The sequence below is a fragment of the Klebsiella sp. F11 genome (assembly GCF_056712265.1).
Genome location: NZ_CM160060.1, coordinates 1,747,423 through 1,771,115, shown reverse-complemented (window position 1 = coordinate 1,771,115; position 23,693 = coordinate 1,747,423). Strand labels below are relative to the sequence as shown.

Sequence of the window (23,693 nt, the reverse complement as noted above, 5' to 3'; positions counted from 1 at the left end):
TGGCATTTTTTATAACGACATTGTCGTTAAGGACAACAAGGGAAAACAAACAACATGGTCAAATCTCAGCCGATTTTGAGATATATCCTGCGGGTCGTTCCCGCAGTTGCAGTGGCAGTTTTGCTCTCTGCCTGTAGTTCGACCAGTAGTACCGCAAAGAATATGCATTCTGAGACGCTTGCTGTGGGTAGTGGCGATTTATCATCACTGCAAGCCTCTCAGGATGAATTTGAAACAATGGTCAGCAATCTGGACGTCAAGTCCCGCTTGATGGACCAGTATGCCAGCTGGAAAGGCGTGCGTTACCGTCTTGGCGGCAGCACCCGGAAAGGCATCGACTGTTCGGCATTCGTCCAGCGTACCTTCCGCGAACAGTTTGGCCTGGAACTGCCGCGCTCCACTTCAGAGCAGCAGGATTCCGGCAAGTCGATTTCACGGTCCCAGCTGCGTACGGGTGATTTAGTCCTGTTCAGAGCAGGTTCCACCGGCCGCCACGTGGGTATCTACATCGGTAACAGCCAGTTTGTTCATGCTTCCACCAGCAGCGGTGTGACCATCTCCAGCATGAACGAGCCGTACTGGAAAAAGCGCTATAACGAAGCGCGCCGTGTGCTAAGCCGTTCGTAATCTCTTCGGTCGTCAGTTTTCCCTTGGCTGACGAACGGAAATTAAAAACACTGCCGCGGCAGTGTTTTTTTTTGCTCATTGCCCCGCAAAGCCGCAATATAAGCTATGTCTTTAAATGGAAACGGTGAAATCGTTTTTCTGTCACCCCCATTGGCGCGCCTCATAAACACGGACTGACTATAGCCTATGCTTACCCGCTACTTCTCACCCCGACGAAAAATCTGGCTGACCAGCACCCTGATTGGGATTTTCGTCGCCCTGCTGGCCAGTAGCATCCAATTTATGGTTATCTATCACAACCGTGCGGAACGCTTTGACTCCATCATCAAAAACGTCAACGTTTACCTGAATAAATACTTCCACGAGCTTAATCAGACCATTGCCGACCTGCAGCCGCTGGTCGACCAGGATTGTGAGAATATCGCCTCTGGCCTGACCGCACACGCCGCGTTTAGCCCGAACGTACGGGCCTTTCTGCTGGTCAAAAATGGCCAGGCGTTTTGCTCTTCGGCAACCGGGCCAATGAATAGCCCCCTGGCGCAGCTCATTCCCCAGCTCGATATCACTAAACCTGTCGCTATGGCCATTCTGCCGGGTACGCCGAAGATGCCCAAAAGCTCGGCGCTGGCGCTATGGGTACGCAGCCCGCACGGCGGCAGCGACGGCGTTTTCGTGTCAATCAATACCAACCTGACGCCCTATATTCTCTATTCAGCCCGCCAGAATGACTTCAGCGGGCTTGCGCTGGTGGTCAACAACCGCGCCATTTCGGCCTTCAGCAGCCGGCTGCTTAACCCCGAAGCGATCCCCGCCACGCCGAGTCGCGAAGCGCAGATCGAGGGGCTGCCGCTCAAGGTTTATCTCTACGCCAACAGCTGGCTGGCTGAAAACACCCAGTACGCCCTGCTGTTAGGCGTGGTATGTGGCCTGCTGGCGGGGCTGCTGGGCTATTACGTGCTGACGATCAAGTCCGATCCGCGAAAAGCGATCATGGTGGGAATAAAGAACGACCAGTTTTATATCGTCTATCAGCCGGTCGTTAAAGCCGATACGCTGCACATTAGCGGCGTTGAGGTGCTGATGCGCTGGCGCCACCCGGTAGCCGGCGAAATTCCGCCGGACGTCTTTATCAACCTGGCCGAAACCCAGCAGATGATCGTGCCGCTGACCCACCATCTGCTGGCGCTGATCGCGCGCGACGCGCCAACGCTGCAAAAGATCCTGCCGGCGGGAAGCAAGCTCGGCCTGAATATCTCTCCGGCCCACCTGCACGCCGACAGCTTTAAGCCGGATTTGCAGCGCTTCGCCGCTGCCCTGCCGGTCAACCACTTTAGCGTGGTGCTGGAGATAACCGAACGCGCGATGATCGATAAGCGCCGATCGCTGGCCATCTTTGACTGGCTGCACGAGCAGGGCTTTGAAATCGCGATTGATGATTTTGGCACCGGCCACAGCGCGCTGATCTATCTTGAGCGCTACAACTTCGACTATTTGAAAATCGATCGCGGCTTCGTGCAGGCTATCGGGACCGAAACCGTCACCTCGCCGGTGCTTGATGCCGTGCTGACGCTGAGCCGCCGCCTGCAGCTTCTGACCGTTGCCGAAGGGGTTGAAACGCCTGAACAGGCCGAGTGGCTGCGCAAGCACGGCGTGCACTATCTGCAGGGCTACTGGATAAGCCGGCCCGTGCCGCTGGAAACGCTGCTCGCCGCCCATGACGAACCGGCGACATATTTCGCCCCGCCGGGCGCTGATAATGATTTAGTCTACGGACGGGCCCGCTCTGGCTCCGCCGACAGAGGATGATAACCTGGCCATGTTTGCGCGTATCTGCCTGATCTTAATAACCTTCATTAGCCTTAACGGTCAGGCGCAGACCGTGAAAGAGAGCCGCAGCTTCGCCATTATCGGCGAGCCGAAATACCCTGACGGCTTTAGCCATTTCGCCTACGCCAACCCGACGGCGCCAAAAGGCGGCGGCATCACGCTCGCTACCATTGGCACCTTCGACAACTTCAACCGCTATGCGCTGCGCGGCAATCCCGGCGTGCGTACCGATGCCCTGTACGATACCTTATTCACCACCTCCGACGACGAAGCGGGCAGCTACTATCCGCTGATCGCCGACGGGGCGCGCTACGCCGATGACTTTTCGTGGGTAGAGGTCACCCTCAATCCGCAGGCCCGCTTTCATGACGGCACGCCGATCCGCGCCAGCGACGTCGCCTTTACCTTCCAGAAATTTATGACCGAAGGCGTCCCGCAGTTTCGCCTGTACTACAAAGGCACCAGCGTCAAGGCCATCGCCCCGCTCACCGTGCGCATTGAGCTCGGCGAGGCGGGCAAAGAGAACATGCTCAGCCTGTTCACCCTGCCGGTGATGCCGGAAAAATTCTGGCGCAACCATAAGCTCAGCGATCCGCTCTCCACCCCGCCGCTGGCCAGCGGCCCCTATCGCATTACCGACTGGCGGATGGGTCAGTACATCGTTTACTCGCGCGTTAAAACCTACTGGGCGGCCAATCTTGCGGTCAACCGCGGGCGCTGGAACTTCGATACGCTCCGCTACGACTACTATCTCGACGATAACGTCGCCTTTGAGGCCTTTAAGGCGGGGGCGGTAGACCGGCGCGAGGAGACGATGGCTAAAAACTGGGCTACCCGCTACGTGGGACGCAACTTTACGCGCGGCTACATCGTGAAGGATGAGTATCAGAATACCTCGGCGCAGGATACCCAGTGGCTGGCATTCAACATTCAGCGCCCGGTGTTTGCCGATCGTCAGGTACGCGAAGCCATCACCCTCGCCTTCGATTTTGAATGGATGAACAAGGCGCTGTTTTACAACGCCTACAGCCGCGCCAACAGCTACTTCCAGAATACCGAGTACGCGGCCCGCGCGGCGCCCGATGCCGATGAGCTCGCCCTGCTGACGCCGATGAAAAACGATCTGCCGCCCGAGGTCTTCACCGGGATCTATCAGCCGCCGCGGTCCGACGGCGGCGGTTTCGATCGGGCGAATCTGCTGAAGGCGGACGACCTGCTCAACCGGGCCGGTTGGGTGTTGAAAAACCAGCGCCGGGTGAACGGGAAAACCGGGAAGCCGCTGCGTTTTGAGCTGCTGCTGCCCGCGGGCGGTAACGATCGCTGGGTTCTGCCCTTTCAGCACAACCTGCGGCGTCTCGGCATCACCATGGATATTCGCCAGGTTGATAATTCCCAGTACAGCAATCGCCGCCGCAGCCGGGATTACGATATGATGCCCGTGGTCTGGCGGGCGACGCCGTGGCCCGGCACCGACCTGCAGATCTCCTGGGACTCGGCCTATATCCACTCCAGCTACAACGCTCCGGGAGTGCAAAGCCCGGTGGTGGATCGCCTCATCGCGCAGATTATTCGCTGGCAGGGCAATAAGCAGAAGCTGCTGCCCTTAGGCCGCGCGCTGGATCGGGTGCTCACCTGGAACTACTACATGCTGCCGATGTGGTATATGGCGCAGGACAGAACGGCCTGGTGGGACAAGTTCTCGTTCCCGCCAACGCGGCCGGTGTACTCCTCCGGCTTTGACAGCTGGTGGTATGACGTTAACAAAGCGGCAAAACTGCCCGCGGACAGACGCTAAGGAACGACGATGGGCGCATACCTGATCCGCCGACTGCTGCTGATTATCCCTACCCTGTGGGCGATCATCACGATCAACTTTTTTATTGTTCAGATTGCCCCCGGCGGCCCGGTCGATCAGGCCATCGCCGCCGTTGAGTTCGGCAATCATAGCGGGATGCCGGGCGCGGGCGACAGCGGAATGGCCGCCAGCCACGCGCGTACCGGGGTTAGCAACGTCAGCGAGGGCCACTACCGCGGCGGGCGCGGCCTCGACCCGGAGATTATCGCCGAGATAACCCATCGCTACGGCTTTGATAAGCCTATTCACGAGCGCTACCTGAAAATGCTCGGCGACTACCTGCGCTTTGATTTTGGCGACAGCCTGTTTCGCAGCGCCTCGGTGCTGCAGCTGATCAAAAACAGCATGCCAGTCTCCATTACCCTTGGCCTGTGGAGTACGCTGATTATCTACCTGGTGTCGATTCCGCTCGGCATCCGTAAAGCCGTCAGCAACGGCAGCCATTTTGATATCTGGAGCAGCACGCTGATTATTATCGGCTATGCGATCCCGGCATTCCTGTTCGCGATTTTGCTGATTGTTATTTTCGCCGGCGGCAGCTATTTCGACCTGTTCCCGCTGCGCGGGCTGGTCTCCGCTAATTTCGCCAGCCTGCCGTGGTATCAGAAGATCCTCGACTACCTCTGGCACATCACGCTGCCGGTGCTGGCGACGGTGATCGGCGGCTTTGCGGCGCTCACCATGCTGACCAAAAACAGCTTTCTGGATGAGATCCGCAAGCAGTACGTGGTCACCGCCCGCGCCAAAGGGGTGAGTGAAAAACAAATTTTGTGGCGCCACGTATTCCGCAACGCCATGCTGCTGGTTATTGCCGGTTTTCCGGCGATGTTTATCAGCATGTTCTTTACCGGTTCGCTGCTGATCGAGGTGATGTTCTCCCTCAACGGCCTGGGGCTGCTGGGTTATGAGGCGACGGTTTCGCGCGACTATCCGGTGATGTTTGGCACGTTGTATATTTTTACGCTGATTGGCCTGCTGCTGAATATCGTCAGCGATATCTGCTACACGCTGGTCGATCCGCGTATCGATTTTGAGGGCCGCTGATGTCTTTTTTGAGTCCCGTCAACCAGGCCCGCTGGGCGCGCTTTCGCCACAACCGCCGCGGCTACTGGTCGCTGTGGCTGTTTTTGATCCTCTTCATCTGCAGCCTCGGCGCGGAGCTGATTGCCAACGACCGCCCGCTGCTGGTGCAGTACCGCGGCAGCCTGTACGTTCCGCTCTTAAAAGAGTATAGCGAGAAGACCTTCGGCGGCGACTTCGCCACCGCCGCCGACTATCAGGACCCGTGGCTGCAGAAGCAGCTCGACGCTCACGGCTGGGTGCTGTGGGCGCCGGTGCGCTTCGGGGCGACGAGCATCAACTTTGCCACCCAGTCTCCCTTCCCCTCTCCGCCATCGTCGCAGAACTGGCTGGGCACCGACGCCAACGGCGGCGACGTGCTGGCGCGGATCCTCTACGGAACGCGGATCTCAATCCTGTTCGGCCTGCTGCTGACGCTCTTTTCCAGCGTCCTCGGCGTGCTGGCGGGCGCTATCCAGGGGTACTACGGGGGCAAAATCGACCTCTGGGGGCAGCGCTTTATTGAAGTGTGGTCGGGCATGCCGACGCTGTTTTTGATTATTCTGCTCTCCAGCGTCGTGCAGCCCGGCTTCTGGTGGCTGCTGGCGATTACCGTCCTGTTCGGCTGGATGACGCTGGTGGGCGTGGTGCGCGCCGAGTTCCTGCGCACCCGCAACTACGACTATATCCGCGCGGCGCAGGCGCTGGGGGTGAATGACCGCAGCATCATCCTGCGCCATATGCTGCCCAACGCGATGGTCGCCACTCTCACCTTCCTGCCGTTTATTCTCTGCAGCTCGATTACCACCCTGACCTCGCTGGATTTTCTTGGCTTCGGCCTGCCTCTGGGCTCGCCTTCGCTGGGCGAGCTGCTGCTGCAGGGGAAAAACAACCTGCAGGCGCCGTGGCTGGGGATCGCCGCCTTTTTGTCCGTCGCGGTGCTGTTGACGCTTTTGATTTTCATTGGTGAAGCGGTTCGCGACGCCTTCGACCCCAGTAAGGCGGTATAAGATGGCGCAGCCTCTGTTAGAAATCGACAATCTCTCCATCGCCTTTCGCCAGCAGGGCGAAATCCAGACCGTCGTCAGCGAACTGTCGCTGCACATTGCGGCGGGGGAAACCCTGGCGCTGGTGGGCGAATCCGGCTCCGGGAAGAGCGTTTCCGCGCTGTCGGTGCTGCGCCTGCTCCCCTCGCCGCCGGTAAGCTACCCCAGCGGCGATATCCGCTTTCACGGCCAGTCGCTGCTGCATGCCGACGAGCGAACCCTGCGCGGAGTGAGCGGCAACCGTATTGCCATGATTTTTCAGGAACCGATGGTGTCGCTCAATCCGCTACACACCCTGGAAAAACAGCTCTATGAGGTACTCTCTCTGCATCGCGGCATGCGCAAAGAGGCCGCCTGGGGAGAGATTCTCGACTGCCTGGAGCGCGTCGGCATTCGCCAGGCCCCGCGTCGGCTGGCGGACTATCCGCATCAGCTCTCCGGCGGCGAGCGCCAGCGGGTGATGATCGCCATGGCCCTGCTCACCCGCCCGGAGCTGCTGATTGCCGACGAGCCGACCACCGCCCTGGACGTTTCGGTGCAGGCGCAAATTCTGCAGCTGCTGCGCGAGCTGAAGCAGGAGCTGAACATGGGCCTGCTGTTTATCACCCATAACCTGAGCATCGTCCGCCAGCTCGCCGACCGCGTGGCGGTGATGCAAAACGGACGCTGCGTCGAGCAGAACGACCGTAGCGCCCTTTTTTCCGCCCCTCAGCACCCCTATACCCGCCGCCTGCTGGATAGCGAGCCGGCGGGGCTGCCGGTGCCGCTGGCGCCCGATGCGCCGCTGCTGCTCGCGGCAGACGGGCTCAGCGTCGTCTTTCCCGTTCGTCGGGGCCTTCTGCGCCGGGTGGTTGAGCATAATCGGGTGGTTAACGGCCTGAGCTTTCAGCTACGCGCCGGCGAAACTCTGGGCCTGGTGGGCGAGTCCGGTTCCGGCAAAAGCACCACCGGGCTGGCGCTGCTGCGCCTGATTGCCTCTGAGGGGGAGATTGCCTTTGATGGTCAGACGCTGCAGGGGCGCAATCGCCGACAGATGCTGCCGCTGCGCCGCCGGATGCAGGTGGTGTTTCAGGATCCGAACTCATCGCTGAACCCGCGGCTGAACGTTTTACAGATTATTGAAGAGGGGCTGCGCGTTCACCAGCCGACGCTCGCGGCCGCCGGGCGTGAGCAGGCGGTTATTCAGGTGATGCAGGAGGTGGGGCTGGACCCGCAAACGCGCCTGCGCTACCCGGCCGAGTTTTCCGGCGGCCAGCGGCAGCGTATCGCTATCGCCCGGGCGCTGATCGTCAAACCTCAGCTTATCGTGCTGGATGAACCCACCTCGTCGCTGGATAAGACCGTACAGGCACAAATCCTCGCCCTGCTGAAAACGTTACAGCAAAAGCATCGGCTGGCCTATATTTTTATCAGCCACGATCTGCGCGTCGTGCGGACGCTATGCCATCAGGTGATAGTGCTACGGCAAGGAGAGGTGGTTGAGCAGGGAGAGTGCGATCGCGTATTTACCGCTCCGCAGCAGGAGTATACCCGCCAGCTGCTGGCGCTGGGCTGACGGTTAGAAGGGGTTGTTGCCGGAGAAGGGTTCGGCAATGGCCACGCCGAAGTTTTTCAAACGACAGGTGGCGGCAAACTCGTCCTGCATGCTGACAAACAGGCACGGCTCCCCTTCACACTCCACGATTGAGCAGTCGACTTCGATGTCGCTGAGCGCCTGGCTAAGCTTATGCATAACCGACCACGCGTTCTCGCCGTCCGGGCTGAGTAACTTCAGCGCCACGAGGCTATTTTCGCTCTGCGCGCCGTTTTGCGGAATCGGTTCAACTCTTGAACCCGCAAAACCGGCCAGCCAGCGATAGCTTTGCGGCAGTCGGTGTACGATAGAGAGTTGCTGTGTATTCACCTGGTTTTCCCCGGAAGCAAAATGCTTCACAATAAATTTACATCAATATTAACACATTGTTGACAAGTAGTCCTGTCTCAGCGTGGAAAACGTTTACACCGGCGCGGCGCCGGGGTTAACCGCTTATTATCCAGAACTTTATAGTTTCGCTGTGGAACCGTTCGGGGCTATATGTACCCGTTTCTGTGATCCAAAACAACTTTTTTATCGCAACATTGCGACTTTTTACGCGAATTGATTTTACATAAAAGAAACAAATAGCAGAATAACGAAGCCCTCTGCGGTTGATATGCATCAAAAAGGGGCTGAAATAGCCCCCTTAAATGCGATTCAGAGCGCGACCTTTCGCCGCCGGCTGGCGTAGAGGTAGAAGAGAATGGAGCTGCTGGCGCAGAAAGCGATAGAGATCAGCATCGGCCAGGCGGTGGTGAAGGTCGCCATCGACAGCAGCGCGCCGACAATCGCGCCAATCCCGAAGCGGAAGGTTCCCGCCAGCGAAGAGGCCGTTCCGGCCATATGCGGGAACTCATCAAGAATGACCGCCATCGCGTTCGAGGACACCATCGACACGCAGCCGATAAACGCCGCCACGCCGAACACCAGCGCCCAGAAGCCGACATCAAACAGCGCGCAGACCACCATCCACACGGCCATTGCGAACTGGATCCACAGCCCGGCGCGGAACATATTCAGCGCCCCAATCCGCCGGACGAAGCGGCTGTTAATCATGGTCATGACGAACAGGAAGGCCACGTTGAGCGCAAAATAGTAGCCGAAGTGCTGCGGAGAAACGTGGTTAATATTGATGTAAACGAACGGGCCGGCGCTCAGAAATGAGAACATCCCGGCGAAGCTGAAGCCGCTCGCCAGCATATAGCTCAGCACGCGCTTGTGGCGGAACAGGGTGGCAAAGTTGCCGAGCGTGGTGCGCACATGAAACTTCTGCCGCCGCTCCGGCGGCAGGGTTTCGCTAATGAAGAATGCGATCATCGCCGACGCCAGCAGCGCCGCCACCGCAAGGATCCAGAAGATGGCGTGCCAGCTGAACCACACCAGCACCGCCCCGCCCACCATCGGCGCAACCAACGGGGCGATGGTGGTCACCAGCATCACGAAGGACATCATCCGCGAAAACTCTTCTTTCGGATAAATATCGCGCATCAGGGCGTTAATCACCACGCTCGCCGCCGCCGCCGCGAGGCCGTGGAAGAAGCGCATGGTAATCAGCATTTCGATGGTCTGCGACAGCGCGCAGGCCACCGCGGCGGCGGCAAAAATCAGCGTCCCCCCGAGGATCACCGGCTTGCGGCCGATGCTGTCGGCCATCGGGCCGTACAGCAGCTGGCCGAAAGCAAAGCCCAGAATATAGGTGCTAAGCGTCATCTGCGCGCTGCCGTCCGGCACGTTAAACTGCGCCGAGATCACCGGCAGAGCCGGAAGATACATATCAATCGACAGCGGCATCAGCATGGCCAGCAGGCCAAGAATAAACACAATCCCTAATGAAGAATTCTGCTTTGCGGTCACGTTTTGCTCCGCGCATGCTGAACGCCAACGCTGGCAATCTCTTCTTCCGTCAGCGGGCGATACTCGCCGGGCTCCAGAGAGTCGTCCAGCGCGATAGCGCCGATTCGTTCACGATGCAGGCCGACAACGTGGTTGCCCACGGCGGCAAACATCCGCTTAACCTGATGGTAGCGCCCTTCGCTGATGGTCAGCCTAACTTCCGTCGGGGTCACCACTTCGAGAACCGCTGGCCGGGTCAGCTCCTTTTCATTATGCAGCTGAACGCCCCGGGCAAACTGCTCCGCGGTGCTTTCATCGACCGGGTTTTCCAGGCTCACCAGATAGGTCTTTTCGCAGTGATGGCGCGGAGAGGTAATACGGTGCGACCACTGGCCGTCGTCGGTCATTAGCACCAGGCCGGTGGTATCGATATCCAGACGACCGGCGGCATGCAGCTTGTGCGCCACCGGGACGTCAAGAAAATAGAGCACAGTCGGGTGATCCGGATCGTCGGTCGAGCAAACGTAACCCTGCGGCTTGTTAAGCATAAAGTAGCGCGGGCCGTTCTGCTGGGTCAACGTATTGCCGTCATACTCAACGCCATGCTCCGGCAGGAGCTTGAACGAAGCGTCTTTCACGATTTCACCATCCACAAGAACGCGGCTGCTGCGGATTTCACGTCCGGCAATAGCCCTGCTGACGCCAAGTTGCTGAGCGATAAACTTATCAAGTCGCATGAGATTTTTTTAGCCTGTAATAATGCTGGAGCGGGCAAGCGCCCGAAAAAGAAGAAATTCACTGGCTAGTATAACGGGCTCTTAACGCCACTCAAGGGAAAAGATTCATGGCATACTATTTGCGAGTTAATTAACGCCTGTGAAGCCATGAATTTTACCTTACGCCCCTACCAAAAGGAGGCGGTCGATGCCACCTTAGCCTGGTTTCGTCGCCACCATGAGCCCGCCGCCATCGTCCTGCCGACCGGGGCCGGCAAAAGCCTGGTCATTGCCGAGCTGGCGCGCCTCGCCCGCGGCCGCGTGCTGGTGCTGGCGCACGTCAAGGAGCTGGTGGCGCAAAATCACGCGAAGTATCTTGCCCTTGGGCTGGAAGCCGATATTTTCGCCGCCGGGCTGAAGCGTAAAGAGAGCCACGGAAAGGTGGTTTTCGGCAGCGTGCAGTCGGTTGCCCGCAATCTTGCGCAGTTCCAGGGAGAGTTTTCGCTACTGATCGTCGATGAGTGCCACCGCATCGGCGATGACGACGATAGCCAGTACCAGCAAATTATCGCCCACCTGCGGCAGGTCAATCCGCAGCTGCGCCTGCTCGGGCTCACCGCCACGCCGTTTCGCCTCGGCAAGGGCTGGATTTATCAGTTCCATTATCATGGCATGGTGCGCGGCGACGAGAAGGCGCTGTTTCGCGACTGCATTTATGAACTGCCGCTGCGCTACATGATTAAAAACGGCTATCTGACGCCGCCGGAGCGGCTCGATATGCCGGTGGTTCAGTACGATTTCAGCCGCCTGCAGGCGCAGAGCAACGGCCTGTTCAGCGAGACCGACCTCAACCATGAGCTAAAAAAACAGCAGCGCATTACGCCGCATATCGTCAGCCAGATCGTCGAGTTTGCCCAAACGCGAAAAGGGGTGATGATTTTCGCCTCGACGGTGGAGCATGCGCGGGAAATCACCGGCCTGCTGCCCGCAGGCGAGGCCGAACTGATTACCGGCGAAACGCCGGGGCCGCAGCGCGACCGCATAATTGAATCGTTTAAAGCGCAGCGCTACCGCTATCTGGTCAACGTGGCTGTTCTGACCACCGGCTTTGACGCCCCGCATGTCGATCTTATCGCCATTCTGCGCCCCACCGAATCGGTCAGTCTCTATCAACAGATCGTCGGCCGCGGCCTGCGCCTGGCGCCGGGGAAAACCGACTGCCTGATCCTCGACTATGCCGGCAACCCGCACGATCTCTACGCACCTGAAGTCGGGACGCCGAAAGGCAAGAGCGACAACGTGCCGGTGCAGGTATTCTGTCCGGCCTGCGGTTTCGCCAATACTTTCTGGGGCAAAACCACCGCCGACGGCACGCTGATCGAACATTTTGGCCGCCGCTGCCAGGGCTGGTTTGAAGATGATGAAGGCCATCGCGAGCAGTGCGACTTTCGCTTTCGCTTTAAGCACTGCCCGCAGTGTAATGCCGAAAACGATATCGCCGCCCGCCGCTGCCGCGAGTGCGATACGATCCTCGTTGACCCGGATGATATGCTGAAGGCGGCGCTAAAGCTTAAAGATGCGCTGGTGCTGCGCTGTAGCGGCATGGATCTGCAGCACGGCGCCGACGACAAAGGCCCGTGGCTGAAAATTACCTACTACGATGAAGACGGCGCCGACGTCAGCGAGCGCTTCCGCCTGCAGACTCCAGCCCAGCGCACCGCGTTTGAACAGCTGTTTATTCGCCCGCACACCCGCACGCCCGGCGTGCCGCTGCGCTGGATAACCGCTGCCGATATCCTCGCCCAGCGGGCGCTGCTGCGCCATCCGGACTTTGTCGTCGCCCGCATGAAGGGGCAATACTGGCAGGTGCGGGAGAAAATGTTCGACTATCAGGGACGCTTTCGCCGGGCCAACGAACTGCGCTAATCAGCGTTGAGGCTGAGGTTTTGATTGCCGTAAAAACCTCATGCGGCTATAATGCCGCCCGCTTTTGCATTCGCAAAGCAGATCATCTGCCTGCTGCTGGGTCGCCTGTAGCAGGATTTAAATATAGAGAGACATCAATGTTTACTATCGACGCAGAAGTACGTAAAGAGCAGGGTAAGGGTGCGAGCCGCCGCCTGCGTGCAGCTAATAAATTCCCGGCCATCATTTATGGCGGCGAAGCTACTCCGGTAGCAATTGAGCTGGACCAGGACAAAGTGTGGAACATTCAGGATAAAGCTGAGTTCTACAGCGAAGTTCTGACCATCGTTATCGCTGGTAAAGAAGAAAAAGTTAAGGTTCAGGCTGTTCAGCGTCACCCGTTCAAGCCGAAACTGGCTCATATCGACTTCGTTCGCGCTTAATCGCCGAAAGTCAGTTGAATGGCAAACGCCCCGGTCCGCAAGGTCCGGGGCGTTTTGTTATGTGCTTTGCGTCCACAGCACCGGCGCTAAATCGATAACCGTCTTCAGGGCCTGGTGCTTGTTCATCCCCGGCTGCCAGAGCATCGCCATCGTGACGTTCAGCCCCTGACTGCCGACCTCGGTTTCAATTTTACTCACCCCATCCCAGCTCTGCGCCTGGAAATGATCGGCCAAAAATCCCTGCCCCTGCTGCATGGCGTGACGCAGCAGCGCGATTTCATTCATATACTGCGTATGGCCGGAGATTTGCAGCCGGCGGGCTATCTGATCGTCAGAGCGGCGGTGCATCACCAGCTGCGGCACCAGCGCCAGGTTCAGCAGCGTCAGCGGCCTTGCGTAGCCGGCAAACAGCCGGTCTGCGGCATAAAACCCCAGCTCAACGGTCCCCAGCGCGCGCCACTCCATCTCGCTGCCAAGGGTGCGATTATTGGCCTGGCATATCGCCAGATCGGCATGGCCGTCGGCCAGCGCCTGTTCCGCCTCGCGGCGCGATGCGCTACCGCGGGCGGGAGCGTTGAGTTTCAGCTTCCGCCGGAAGTTCGGCGCTGCAGCTGATCGCGCAGATTCGGCGGCGTGCCTTTGATGGTTAGCGTATCCGTCGCCGGGTCCCAGAACACGCGTTCGCCGAGCAGCATGGCATCAAAGTTGATCGTCAACCCGCCGCCGCTGCCGGCAAACTTAGTTAACTGCCGCAGGGTGCTGCGATCCGCCGGGAAGCTCTCTTCCAGCTCATACCCCTGTTCGGCGGTAAACTCCTGGAAACTCTTCTCGCTCACCCCCGCCAGCTCTTTAGAGAGCGATTCGAGCTCGATCTCTTCTCCGGACTGCAGCTGCTCGCTGCAGTAGGCGTAAACCTGCTGGCGCACGTTCTGCCGCTCGGATTTATCCAGCTGCGCGTCGGCGGCAAAATCATCCACCGCCTGCAGCAGGCCGCGGTTCTGCGCTTTGGCGTTCAGCCCTTCGCTGGCACCAAGGAAATCCATAAAGAAATCGGCGACCTTGCGCCCTACCCGCCCCTTCAGGAAGGTCAGATAGCGGGTGGATTCCGGGTTCGTCTCCCACTCGGTTAAATCAATGCGCGCCACGATATCGGCATGATTAATGTCCAGGTAGTGGGTGGAGCGGATATCCAGCTCTTCGTTGACCCGCATGCTGCTCAGGTTATTCAGCACCGCCACCAGCAGATACTCAACCGCCAGATAGCGATACTGGCAAAACAGGACGATCCCGCCTTCGGCAAAGGGATATTTCGCCAGCTCGTCGCGCAGGCGGCCGGTGGCCGCGCGGCTGAACGGCAGAAAATCCTCTTCGCCTTTGCGCTGCAGGCGCAGCGCCTGCGCCAGCTCGCTCTCTTCATTAAACAGGCCATAGGCCTTGTTTTTTGCGCTATAGACGCGATGCAGCTCGGCCATCATCTCCACGACCGTGGCATTAGGCTCGAGCAGCGAATCGCGCAGCACCAGCTCGAGGTTTTGTTCATCACGTTTAATTAACTGATGCAGGGCAATCTGGTCGATATCCAGACTCATGTTAAACTCTCCTTTTAGACCGGGCGGTATTCAACCACCGCCGGGACGGCGACGCAACCGGCGCATGACTCTTCGGCTCGCGGAAACTCGCGATCCTGCTCGCTTTTGCGCCGTGGCGAAAAAATGCGGAAAAAAAGCTGCTGCTACGGTAATATGTTGCCCTTTCACGAACAAACAGATTTTGACTTTTATGCCGCAATTATCCCGCTATAGTGATGAACACGTCGAACGGCTGCTCAGCGAGCTGACCAACGTGCTGGAAACACACAAAGCCCCCGTTGACCTTTCACTGATGGTGCTAGGCAATATGGTGACCAACCTGATCAATAGTAGCGTCGCGCCGGCGCAGCGTCAGGCGATCGCCCGTTCTTTTGCCCAGGCTCTGCAGTCCTCAATCAACGACGACCCGGCGCACTAAGGATAACCAACAACTTTATATGGTGACTCTTCGTCAGCCCTACCGAGAAAAAGTCTCCCAGATGGTCAGCTGGGGGCACTGGTTCGCCCTATTCAACATGTTGTTGGCTATGGTGCTCGGCAGCCGCTATCTTTTTGTCGCCGACTGGCCAACGACGCTGGGGGGACGCGTTTTTTCGTACGTCAGCCTCGTTGGTCACTTCAGTTTCCTGGTCTTTACCAGCTACGTACTGATCCTCTTTCCGCTGACCTTTGTCGTGATATCACAGCGGCTTATGCGCTTCCTGTCGGTCATTCTGGCCACCGCGGGAATGACGCTGCTGCTGATTGATAGCGAAGTTTTCACCCGCTTCCACCTGCATCTCAACCCTATCGTCTGGGAACTGGTTATCAACCCGGATCAGAACGAAATGGCGCGTGACTGGCAGCTGATGTTTATCAGCGTGCCGATTATCTTCCTGCTGGAAATGCTCTTTGCGACCTGGAGCTGGCAGAAGTTGCGCAGCCTGACGCGCCGCCGCCACTACGCGCGCCCCGTCGCCTGGTTTTTCTTTATCTCCTTTATCAGCAGCCACCTGATCTATATCTGGGCCGATGCGAATTTCTATCGTCCGATAACCATGCAGCGGGCAAACCTGCCGCTCTCCTATCCGATGACCGCGCGCCGCTTCCTTGAGAAACACGGCCTGCTGGACGCCCAGGATTACCAGCGTCGGCTGGTGGAACAAGGCGCTCCGGAAGCCGTATCCGTACAGTATCCGCTGAGCGATCTGCGCTATCGCGATCTCGGCGCCGGCTATAACGTGCTGCTGATTACCGTTGATAACCTGAACTACTCGCGTTTCGAGAAGAACATGCCAGAGCTTGCCGGCTTCGCGCAGGGTAGCGTCAACTTTACCCAGCATATGAGCTCAGGCAACAGCACCGACAGCGGTATTTTTGGCCTGTTCTACGGTATTTCACCGGGCTATATGGACGGCGTGCTGTCGGCCCGTATTCCGGCTGCGCTGATTACCGCGCTCAACCAGCAGGGCTATCAGCTGGGCCTGTTCTCTTCCGATGGCTTCAGCAGCCCGCTCTATCGCCAGGCGCTGCTGTCTGACTTCTCGCTGCCGGTCGCCAAAACGCAAAGCGATGAGCAGACGGCAAACCAGTGGATTGGCTGGCTGAATCGCTACGCTCAGGATGAAAACCGCTGGTTCTCGTGGATTTCGCTCAACGGCACCTCGCTTGACGACGGCCAGCAGCAGAACTTTGTACGCCGCTATAGCCGCGCGGCGGGCGATGTCGATACGCAAATCGGCCGGGTGCTCAGCGCCCTGCGCGAAGCGGGCAAGCTGGATAACACGGTGGTTATCGTCACCGCCGGTCACGGCATGCCGCTTAATCCTCAGCACGGCAAGTTTGACTGGTCGAGAGATCGGCTGCAGGTTCCGCTGGTGATTCATTGGCCGGGCGTTCCGGCGCAAACTATCGCGACGCTGACCGATAACAAAGATGTAATGACCACGCTGATGCAGCGTCTGCTGCACGTCACCACCCCGGCGAACGAGTATTCGCAGGGTGAAGACCTGTTTAGCCCTGCGCGTCGCCGCAGCTGGGTCACCGCGGCGAACGGCGATACGCTGGCGGTAACCTCGCCGGAAGCCACCGTGGTGTTGAACCACAACGGAACCTACAGCACCTGGAATAGCGATGGTAAGAAGATCGACAATCGCAAACCACAGCTCAGCCTGCTGCTGCAGATCCTGACGGATGAAAAGCGCTTTATCGCTAACTAATTGATTAATTATGAATCAATCGGTCGTTCCCCCGCTTGCATTCGCCTGGGGAACGGGTAATATTACCGCCATGCGTCGGCACGTAGCGCAGCCTGGTAGCGCACCGTCATGGGGTGTCGGGGGTCGGAGGTTCAAATCCTCTCGTGCCGACCAAAAAAAACCTTATAAACCAGCCTCTTAAGGCTGGTTTTTTTATGTCTGTTTTTTGTACGGGGAGTTAATGGGGTGAACCCCGGACAATAACCCCATACTTCGTCGCTATTCCTGCGTATCAGAACCTATAAAATATCCCATCGTCGATTCGTTTCGTTGCGCCCGAAAGCTGACGCGAACCCGGCCGCGGCGCCGCTCTTGCGCCAGGCAGCAAAATAAACTGCGATACCGCTGATTGTAAATCGAGAAATAGCTTCTATCATTCGACTGTATCAGTCATACGCCAGGAAGATAAATATGAGAGTTAATGGAATTACCAAGGGATTTTTTATCCTGATTTTACTGATAGTCAGCCTTGCCTTTTTTGACGTCCTTTCTCCCTATTACTCAGCCATTCTGTGGGCGGCGATTCTGGCCGTGATCTTCAATCCGGTGAAGAACAAGATCCGCGGCAGGCTTGGTGAACGTAATGGTCTGGCCTCGCTGCTGACCGTGGTGATTATCTGCCTGATTGTCTTCACCCCGCTGGCGATTATTTTCTCCTCGCTGGCGCTCGAGCTAAACATGGTTTACACCAGGCTTGAGCATAATGACACCCAGTTTCCTGCGGTAGTGGCGAGCCTGTTTGCCCATCTTCCGGAGTGGGTCAGAAGCTTCCTCTCGGAGCATAATCTCGACAGCGCCGATCAGATTCAGAAGCAGCTCTCAGACGCGGCGCTAAAAGGCGGCCAGTACCTGGCCGGCAGCGCATTTCTGATTGGCAAAGGGACGTTCGGCTTTACCATTAGCTTTGGCGTCATGCTGTATCTGCTGTTTTTCCTGCTCAAGGATGGTCCGTATCTGGTGATGCTGATCCTCGAGTCCCTGCCGCTGTCTAATTACGTTAAGCAGCACCTGTTTGCCAAATTTGCCGCCGTCGCCAGGGCCACCGTGAAGGGCACCGTCGCCGTCGCCCTGGTCCAGGGCATACTGGGCGGAATAGCCTTCTATGTCGTCGGGATTGACGGCAGCATTTTGTGGGGCGCGATTATGGCGTTTCTGTCGCTGATCCCGGCGGTAGGTTCAGCCATCGTCTGGGTTCCCGCGGCCATTTTCCTCTTCGCCACAGATCAGCTATGGCAAGGGGCGTTTGTCGTCGGTTTCTTCGTGATTGTTATCGGGCTGGTGGACAACATTCTGCGTCCGCTGCTGGTGGGTAAAGATACCAAAATGCCGGACTACATGATTCTGATAGCCACCCTTGGGGGCATGGAGATTTACGGTATTAACGGTTTTGTGATCGGTCCGCTGATCGCCGCGCTGTTTATCGCCTGCTGGAATCTGCTCTCAGGCCGCGAACATGCCGGCAATACCGATGAAATTGATGAAGAGTTTATCGAGGAAGGCAAGCTAAACCGCGATGAGTAGGCCGCTCGCTCGCGCCGTGACGTCAGCTGCCGCAGGCGGCAGCTGACACAAACCGTAAAATAATATCTCTGCAGTTAAGCATATTTTTAGCAAACTCCCATGCGTAACAACAATAAACCAGCATATAACGCTGCTTTATATGCAAATATTGGTAAATAAATCTTACCAATGGGGTGAAAAATGATACTCTTTTCGCGTTGAAGAACGATAACAAAGGATGATCGATCGTGAAAAAAATCGCTACGTTTGCTGTTTCCCTGCTGACCGTTGCCTGTGTCTCCACCAGCGCACTGGCCGCCGAACAGCCTCTGGAAAAGATTGCGCCCTACCCCAAAGCGGAGAAAGGCATGAAACGTCAGGTGATCCAGCTGCCGCCGCAGCAAGACGAATCGGCCTATAAAGTTGAGTTGCTGATTGGCCAGACGCTGGAGGTCGACTGCAACCACCACCGCCTCGGCGGCCAGCTGGAAAGCAGAACCCTCGAGGGCTGGGGCTACGACTATTACGTTTTCGATAAAGTGACGTCGCCGATTTCAACCATGATGGCCTGCCCGGACGGCAAGAAGGTGCCGAAGTTTGTCACCGCAGGGCTGGGTGACGCCGGCATGCTGCGTTACAACAGCAGGCTGCCGGTCGTGGTTTACACGCCGGATAACGTAGAAGTGAAGTACCGTATCTGGCGCGCAGACGAAACGGTCGGTAACGCCGTCGTGCGCTAATCGCGGGCGACAAGAAACCGGCGGCCAGGGCCGCCGGTTTTGCTTTCTACAGGGCGATATCCGCGATCGGCTTACCATCCGTCAGCGGCTTCAGCTCTGCCTGAGGAGCCTTATCCGCCACTGAGGCCGGCTCATAGCGCAGCTGCAGGACCTCGCTGGTCCACGCCAGCGCCTGCTCAATCGCCGCTGAATTGCCGTCAAGACGCAGGCCATAGGAGGGAATAATCTCTTTCAGCTTCGCCTGCCAGGCGGCTGAATGCACCTTATCCTTAAACACCGTTTCCATCAGCTGCAGCATAATCGGCGCGGCGGTCGAGGCGCCGGGAGAGGCGCCCAGCAGCGCCGCAACGGTACCCTCATCATCGCTGACAACTTCGGTTCCCAGACGCAGCACGCCCTTCTTACCGTTGCGCTTAATGATCTGCACGCGCTGGCCGGCCTGCCACAGGCGCCAGTCGCCTTTATTCGCTTCCGGATAGTATTCGCGCAGCGCCTCGTGACGATCTTTATCTTTCTGCATCACCTGGCTAATCAGGTATTTCACCAGATCGAAATTATCCAGACCGACGTTGAGCATCGGCAGAATATTTGACGTGTTGGTCGATGCCAGCAGATCCCACAAAGAGCCGTTTTTCAGGAAGCGGGTGGAGAAGGTCGCAAACGGCCCAAACAGCACCACGCGCTTGCCGTCAATAATCCGCGTATCGATATGCGGCACCGACATCGGCGGCGCTCCCACCTCGGCCTGGCCGTAGACTTTTGCCAGATGGTGGTTAACCACCTCCGGGTTTTCACAGACCAGGAACTGACCGCCGACCGGAAAGCCCGCGTACTCTTTAGCCTGAGGAATACCGGTTTCCTGCAGCAGCGTCAGCGCCGCGCCGCCGGCGCCGATAAAGATAAATTTGGCTTTAATCACCCGCTTCTGGCGGCGGTTGTTGGCATCCGCCAGGGTCACCGTCCAGCTCTTGTCGGCATTGCGCTTGAAGCGGCGCACAACGGTGCCCAGCTGCAAGGAGAAATTCGCGTGGGTCTGCAGCCCGGCAATCAGCTGACGGGTAATTTCGCCGTAGTTGACGTCGGTGCCGACCTCGGTGCGGGTCGCGGCAACCTTTTGCTGCGGATCGCGCCCTTCCATTACCAGCGGCGCCCACTCTTTAATCTGCTGATGATCTTCAGAATAGCGGATACCGCGGAACAGTTCGCTCTGCTGCAGAGCGGCGTAGCGCGCGCGCAGGAAGTTGACGTTATCTTCGCCCCACACAAAGCTCATGTGCGGTACGCTGTTGATAAACGATTTCGGCTTACTCAGAATGCCGCGCGTGACCTGGTGGGCCCAAAATTGACGAGAGATATGGAAGGATTCGTTGATATCGACCGCTTTGTCGATGTTGATCCCGCTGGCGGTCTGGGGCGTATAGTTCAGCTCCATCAGCGCCGCATGCCCGGTACCCGCATTATTCCAGCCGTTCGAGCTCTCTTCCGCAACGCTGGACATCTGCTCGACCATGGTAATAGACCAATCCGGCTCCAGTTCCTGCAGCCAGGTTCCCAACGTGGCGCTCATAATGCCGCCGCCAATCAACAGTACATCCGTCTCTTGCTCATGGCGGGTGTTGGTCCGAGGTGTACTTGAACCAACCGCCGGTGAGCTGGGTACGGCCATCTTTTTCTTCATCGAATTTGAGCCTTACTTTACTCGCTTTTTTATTTAGCGCAGGTGACACGATTATCAAGAATCAAAGTAACACTGAAGATAAAAAAATTAAATATTGTTTAAAATTTAAGTTGAGTTTTGAGATCTGTTATAAAAATGTTTAATAAATGTGTACCATAAATCACATTTTGTACTGGTATAAGCGACGCGGCCGCGCTATCATCCCTCGTTTTGTGACAGACCGCACGCAAGACTCGTCCCGGCTTAAACTAACCTGCGAACTTCCCATCTATGTCTCAGGCTCCAAACCACGCAACGCCCGCTGCAACAGGCGCTATTCGCCACGTACTCCGTTCGCCATCGCTGCTCACGCGCGAGGCCCTGGCTGGCGTTCTGACCGCTCTGGCTCTGATTCCGGAGGTGATCTCCTTCTCGGTGATTGCCGGCGTTGACCCAAAGGTCAGCCTGATGGCTTCCGTTGTGCTGTGCCTCGCGATGTCGATACTCGGCGGCAGACCGGCGATGGTGACCGCCGCCGCCGGGTCGGTGGCGCTGGTGATTGGGCCGATGGTGCATCAATACGGCGTCGGCTATATCCTGCCCGCCGTCATTTTGGCCGGTATTATTCAAATTTTGTTTGGTTTGGCCGGCATGGCCCGGCTGATGCGCTTTATTCCGCAGGCGGTAATGACCGGCTTCGTCAACGCGCTGGGGATTTTGATCTTCTTCGCCCAGGTCCCCCATTTCTGGAGCAGGCAGCCGCTAATCCTCGGCCTGTTCGTGCTGACGCTGCTGATTGTCCTGTGGGCGCCGCGCTATATTAAAGCGATCCCCGCGCCGCTGATTGCCATTGTGGTATTAACCCTGTTTACCGCCACCACCGGGCAGCTGCTGCCGACCGTGGGCGATGAAGGCTCGATGAGCGGCGGGCTGCCGGGCTTCACCGCCCTGCTGATGCCGCTCAATCTCGACACCCTGCAAATTATCTGGCCCTGCGCCCTGAGCATTGCCTTTGTCGGCCTGATGGAGTCGCTGCTGACCGCCAAACTGGTCGATGACCTGACCCACACGCCGTCCAGCAAAGCGCGCGAGAGCGCCGGGCTGGGAATCGCCAATATTCTCGCCGGGTTCTACGGCGGCATCGCCGGCTGCGCGATGATTGGTCAGACCATTGTTAACGTTGAAATGGGGAAAGGCCGCAGCCGCGTCTCCACCCTCGCCGCCGGCGCGGTGCTGCTGCTTCTGGTTACCGCGCTCAGCGAAGTGATGGCAAAAATTCCGATGGCGGTACTGGCCGGAGTGATGGTCATTGTGGCGGCAAAAACCTTCAGTTGGCACAGCCTGCGCCCGGCCGAGCTAAAGCGTAATCCGTGGCCGGAAACGCTGGTTATGCTGGTGACCGTCGGCGCAACGGTGGGCACCAGCAATCTGGCAATTGGCGTGCTGGCAGGCCTGGTGGCGATGGCGCTAATCCCACGCAGGCTGCGCAGCGGAGCGCCAGTTACATCAGGAAAATCGTCGCCAGACCGAGAAAAATAAAGAAGCCGCCGGTATCGGTGATGGCGGTGATCATCACGCTGGAGCCGACCGCCGGGTCGCGCCCCAGCTTCACCATCACCATCGGGATAATCACCCCCATCATCGCCGCCATCAGCAGGTTCAGCATCATCGCCAGCGTCATCACGCCGCCGAGCTGCGGGTCGCTGTAGAGCCACCATGTTATGGCGCCCATGATCCCGCCCCACACCAGACCGTTAATCACCGCGACCCCCATTTCGCGCAGGATCAGGAACGAGAAGCTTCCCGGCTGAATATGCTGCAGCGCCATCGCCCGTACGATCATGGTGATGGTTTGATTACCGGTATTGCCGCCGATCCCGGCGACGATCGGCATCAGCGACGCCAGCGCCACCAGCTGTGAAATGGTGTGCTCAAAGCCGTCGATTACCCGCGAGGCGATAAACGCGGTGCAGAGGTTAACCGCCAGCCAGGCCCAGCGCGTTTTCACCGCTTTGCTCACCGGGGCGAAGACATCGTCATCGTTGCTCAGGCCCCCCATCCGGCGTAAGTCGTTATCGGTCTCTTCATAGACCACGTCCACGATTTCGTCGATGGTCAGACGCCCCATCAGCTTGCCATCGGCATCAATCACCGCGGCGCTGAGCAGGTCATCACGTTCGAAGGTACGCGCAACCTTTTCCGCATCCTCATGCGGCTGGAAGGTGACCGGATCGCCTTCCATCACTTCCCCTACCCGCTTCTGCGTATCGTTAAGCAGGATGGTTTGTAGCTCCAGCTCGCCAAGCAGCAGCTTATTGCGGGTGGTAACAAACAGCTTATCGGTGTTTTCCGGCATTTTGCCTAACCGCCGCAGGTAGCGCTGCACCGCGGCAAGCGTCGCCTCCGGACGGACGGTGATCACCTCGAATTCCATGATCGCGCCGACGGTATTGTCGGCGTAGCGCATCATCTGGCGAATACGCGCGCGCTTATCCGCCGGCAGCGTCGCCAGCAGGCGTCCGGTCAGGTCGCGCGGCAGGTGCTGCAGGAGATAGACCTGCTCATCAATATCCAGGTTCTGCAGAGCGAAAAGCAGCTCGTGATCGCTCATCTTATCGATGAGATCGCCCCAGACGCTTTCCGACGCCTCAAGCAGCACTTCGCCGCGCTTATCGTCGGCAACCAGCCGCCACAGCGCGTTACGCGCGTCGTAAGGCAGCGCTTCCAGCGCATCGGCGAGGTCCGGCGGCGGCAGGTGGGAGACCAGTACCTCCACTTCCGCCAGATCGTCGGCAAGGGTGCCGTCGTCATAGCGTTCGGCCAGCGTTAATTTGCCCAGTAATGAGGAGGTAACGGCTTTATCGGTGCTCAGCAGCCAAATGAGGCGGGCGCGCTCTTCGTCGCGCAATCTGGCGCTTTTTTTATGCAAAACGGACATCGGTCAGGCAATCCTTGTGAGAATAGTTGGCCGACCAGCAGGCCAGGTGCCATAAGCATAGCGCGAGGAGGGAGAAATAATAACCGCCGGCAGGTTCGTCCGGCGGAAAAATCAGCAATAGCGCCCGCCGCTGGCCGGCAGGCGA

At 58.1% G+C, this 23,693-nt stretch carries 18 protein-coding genes, 1 tRNA gene and 2 pseudogenes; 14 read left to right on the top strand and 7 right to left on the bottom strand.

Features of this window, described 5'->3' with window-relative positions; translation table 11 throughout:
• Positions 1-54: 54 nt before the first annotated feature.
• From mepS to yejF, 6 genes and pseudogenes are all read left to right on the top strand, one after another.
• Complete coding sequence (gene mepS / locus AC1M2H_RS08860; RefSeq protein WP_464415249.1) at positions 55-627, top strand: bifunctional murein DD-endopeptidase/murein LD-carboxypeptidase; 573 nt, start codon at positions 55-57, stop codon at positions 625-627.
• 186 nt (positions 628-813) lie between these two features.
• Positions 814-2,364: pseudogene (locus tag AC1M2H_RS08855) on the top strand (cyclic di-GMP phosphodiesterase); the annotation flags it as partial.
• A gap of 79 nt (positions 2,365-2,443) precedes the next feature.
• A complete protein-coding gene (locus AC1M2H_RS08850; RefSeq protein WP_480151076.1) occupies positions 2,444-4,249 on the top strand; it encodes an extracellular solute-binding protein in 1,806 nt (601 codons plus the stop codon).
• Positions 4,250-4,258: 9 nt separating this feature from the next.
• Complete coding sequence (locus AC1M2H_RS08845) at positions 4,259-5,353, top strand: microcin C ABC transporter permease YejB (protein ID WP_426814107.1); 1,095 nt, start codon at positions 4,259-4,261, stop codon at positions 5,351-5,353.
• Positions 5,353-6,378: a microcin C ABC transporter permease gene (locus AC1M2H_RS08840; protein ID WP_480151075.1), complete on the top strand. Its 1,026-nt coding sequence runs from the start codon at positions 5,353-5,355 to the stop codon at positions 6,376-6,378. The genes AC1M2H_RS08845 and AC1M2H_RS08840 overlap by 1 nt, the downstream gene beginning before the upstream one ends.
• Position 6,379: 1 nt before the next feature.
• Positions 6,380-7,969 (top strand): microcin C ABC transporter ATP-binding protein YejF, encoded by a 1,590-nt coding sequence (gene yejF / locus AC1M2H_RS08835; protein ID WP_480151074.1) that lies wholly within the window; start codon positions 6,380-6,382, stop codon positions 7,967-7,969.
• A gap of 3 nt (positions 7,970-7,972) precedes the next feature.
• On the opposite strand, the gene AC1M2H_RS08830 is transcribed toward yejF, so the two are convergent.
• From AC1M2H_RS08830 to rsuA, 3 genes are all read right to left on the bottom strand, one after another.
• Positions 7,973-8,317, bottom strand: a complete 345-nt coding sequence (locus AC1M2H_RS08830; protein ID WP_426814104.1) for a YejG family protein — start codon at positions 8,315-8,317, stop codon at positions 7,973-7,975.
• Between the two features lie 330 nt (positions 8,318-8,647).
• Positions 8,648-9,844, bottom strand: coding sequence for a Bcr/CflA family multidrug efflux MFS transporter (locus AC1M2H_RS08825; RefSeq protein ID WP_095100677.1), 1,197 nt, complete (start codon positions 9,842-9,844; stop codon positions 8,648-8,650).
• Entirely contained in the window at positions 9,841-10,560 is a 720-nt protein-coding gene (rsuA, locus tag AC1M2H_RS08820; RefSeq protein WP_480151073.1) for a 16S rRNA pseudouridine(516) synthase RsuA, read from the bottom strand. Before rsuA ends, AC1M2H_RS08825 begins: the two co-directional genes overlap by 4 nt.
• A gap of 147 nt (positions 10,561-10,707) precedes the next feature.
• Here rsuA and radD point away from each other — a divergent pair, with 147 nt between their 5' ends.
• Both radD and rplY read left to right on the top strand, forming a co-directional pair.
• Entirely contained in the window at positions 10,708-12,465 is a 1,758-nt protein-coding gene (gene radD, locus AC1M2H_RS08815) for a DNA repair helicase RadD (protein WP_480151072.1), read from the top strand.
• Between the two features lie 137 nt (positions 12,466-12,602).
• Positions 12,603-12,887, top strand: a complete 285-nt coding sequence (gene rplY / locus AC1M2H_RS08810; RefSeq protein ID WP_426815596.1) for a 50S ribosomal protein L25 — start codon at positions 12,603-12,605, stop codon at positions 12,885-12,887.
• A gap of 57 nt (positions 12,888-12,944) precedes the next feature.
• Here rplY and AC1M2H_RS08805 read toward each other — a convergent pair.
• Both AC1M2H_RS08805 and yejK read right to left on the bottom strand, forming a co-directional pair.
• Positions 12,945-13,481: pseudogene (locus tag AC1M2H_RS08805) on the bottom strand (LysR substrate-binding domain-containing protein); the annotation flags it as partial.
• Entirely contained in the window at positions 13,469-14,476 is a 1,008-nt protein-coding gene (gene yejK / locus AC1M2H_RS08800) for a nucleoid-associated protein YejK (RefSeq protein WP_095100661.1), read from the bottom strand. The pseudogene AC1M2H_RS08805 and the gene yejK, both read right to left, overlap by 13 nt.
• Positions 14,477-14,666: 190 nt before the next feature.
• Here yejK and AC1M2H_RS08795 point away from each other — a divergent pair, with 190 nt between their 5' ends.
• The 5 genes from AC1M2H_RS08795 to eco all read left to right on the top strand — a co-directional run bounded on the left by AC1M2H_RS08795 (position 14,667) and on the right by eco (position 18,953).
• Positions 14,667-14,894 (top strand): YejL family protein, encoded by a 228-nt coding sequence (locus tag AC1M2H_RS08795; protein ID WP_426814100.1) that lies wholly within the window; start codon positions 14,667-14,669, stop codon positions 14,892-14,894.
• 19 nt (positions 14,895-14,913) lie between these two features.
• On the top strand, positions 14,914-16,674 hold the full coding sequence (gene yejM, locus AC1M2H_RS08790; protein WP_480151071.1) for an LPS biosynthesis-modulating metalloenzyme YejM: 1,761 nt from the start codon (positions 14,914-14,916) through the stop codon (positions 16,672-16,674).
• A 76-nt stretch (positions 16,675-16,750) separates the two neighbouring features.
• A tRNA-Pro gene (locus AC1M2H_RS08785) sits at positions 16,751-16,827 on the top strand.
• Positions 16,828-17,124: 297 nt separating this feature from the next.
• On the top strand, positions 17,125-18,234 hold the full coding sequence (locus tag AC1M2H_RS08780; RefSeq protein ID WP_426814098.1) for an AI-2E family transporter: 1,110 nt from the start codon (positions 17,125-17,127) through the stop codon (positions 18,232-18,234).
• A gap of 227 nt (positions 18,235-18,461) precedes the next feature.
• Positions 18,462-18,953 (top strand): serine protease inhibitor ecotin, encoded by a 492-nt coding sequence (gene eco, locus AC1M2H_RS08775; protein ID WP_480151070.1) that lies wholly within the window; start codon positions 18,462-18,464, stop codon positions 18,951-18,953.
• Positions 18,954-18,999: 46 nt separating this feature from the next.
• Here eco and mqo read toward each other — a convergent pair whose 3' ends face one another.
• Positions 19,000-20,631: a malate dehydrogenase (quinone) gene (mqo, locus tag AC1M2H_RS08770; protein WP_480151069.1), complete on the bottom strand. Its 1,632-nt coding sequence runs from the start codon at positions 20,629-20,631 to the stop codon at positions 19,000-19,002.
• A gap of 270 nt (positions 20,632-20,901) precedes the next feature.
• On the opposite strand from mqo, the gene AC1M2H_RS08765 reads away from it, so the two are divergent.
• Positions 20,902-22,149: a SulP family inorganic anion transporter gene (locus AC1M2H_RS08765; protein WP_480151068.1), complete on the top strand. Its 1,248-nt coding sequence runs from the start codon at positions 20,902-20,904 to the stop codon at positions 22,147-22,149.
• On the opposite strand, the gene mgtE is transcribed toward AC1M2H_RS08765, so the two are convergent.
• The gene (gene mgtE / locus AC1M2H_RS08760) at positions 22,112-23,548 is read right to left on the bottom strand and encodes a magnesium transporter (protein WP_480151067.1); all 1,437 of its coding nucleotides are present in this window, start codon (positions 23,546-23,548) and stop codon (positions 22,112-22,114) included. The genes AC1M2H_RS08765 and mgtE overlap by 38 nt on opposite strands.
• Between the last annotated feature and the right edge of the window lie 145 nt (positions 23,549-23,693).

Bases quoted from the DNA above. Each gene is read 5' to 3' on its own strand.
- AC1M2H_RS08780 (WP_426814098.1), top strand. From the start codon at position 17,125: ATGAGAGTTAATGGAATTACCAAGGGATTTTTTATCCTGATTTTACTG.
- AC1M2H_RS08840 (WP_480151075.1), top strand. From the start codon at position 5,353: ATGTCTTTTTTGAGTCCCGTCAACCAGGCCCGCTGGGCGCGCTTTCGC.
- yejK (WP_095100661.1), bottom strand. From the start codon at position 14,476: ATGAGTCTGGATATCGACCAGATTGCCCTGCATCAGTTAATTAAACGT.
- radD (WP_480151072.1), top strand. From the start codon at position 10,708: ATGAATTTTACCTTACGCCCCTACCAAAAGGAGGCGGTCGATGCCACC.
- mqo (WP_480151069.1), bottom strand. From the start codon at position 20,631: ATGAAGAAAAAGATGGCCGTACCCAGCTCACCGGCGGTTGGTTCAAGT.
- AC1M2H_RS08765 (WP_480151068.1), top strand. From the start codon at position 20,902: ATGTCTCAGGCTCCAAACCACGCAACGCCCGCTGCAACAGGCGCTATT.
- yejF (WP_480151074.1), top strand. From the start codon at position 6,380: ATGGCGCAGCCTCTGTTAGAAATCGACAATCTCTCCATCGCCTTTCGC.
- rsuA (WP_480151073.1), bottom strand. From the start codon at position 10,560: ATGCGACTTGATAAGTTTATCGCTCAGCAACTTGGCGTCAGCAGGGCT.
- rplY (WP_426815596.1), top strand. From the start codon at position 12,603: ATGTTTACTATCGACGCAGAAGTACGTAAAGAGCAGGGTAAGGGTGCG.
- AC1M2H_RS08795 (WP_426814100.1), top strand. From the start codon at position 14,667: ATGCCGCAATTATCCCGCTATAGTGATGAACACGTCGAACGGCTGCTC.
- AC1M2H_RS08845 (WP_426814107.1), top strand. From the start codon at position 4,259: ATGGGCGCATACCTGATCCGCCGACTGCTGCTGATTATCCCTACCCTG.
- mgtE (WP_480151067.1), bottom strand. From the start codon at position 23,548: ATGTCCGTTTTGCATAAAAAAAGCGCCAGATTGCGCGACGAAGAGCGC.
- yejM (WP_480151071.1), top strand. From the start codon at position 14,914: ATGGTGACTCTTCGTCAGCCCTACCGAGAAAAAGTCTCCCAGATGGTC.
- AC1M2H_RS08850 (WP_480151076.1), top strand. From the start codon at position 2,444: ATGTTTGCGCGTATCTGCCTGATCTTAATAACCTTCATTAGCCTTAAC.
- mepS (WP_464415249.1), top strand. From the start codon at position 55: ATGGTCAAATCTCAGCCGATTTTGAGATATATCCTGCGGGTCGTTCCC.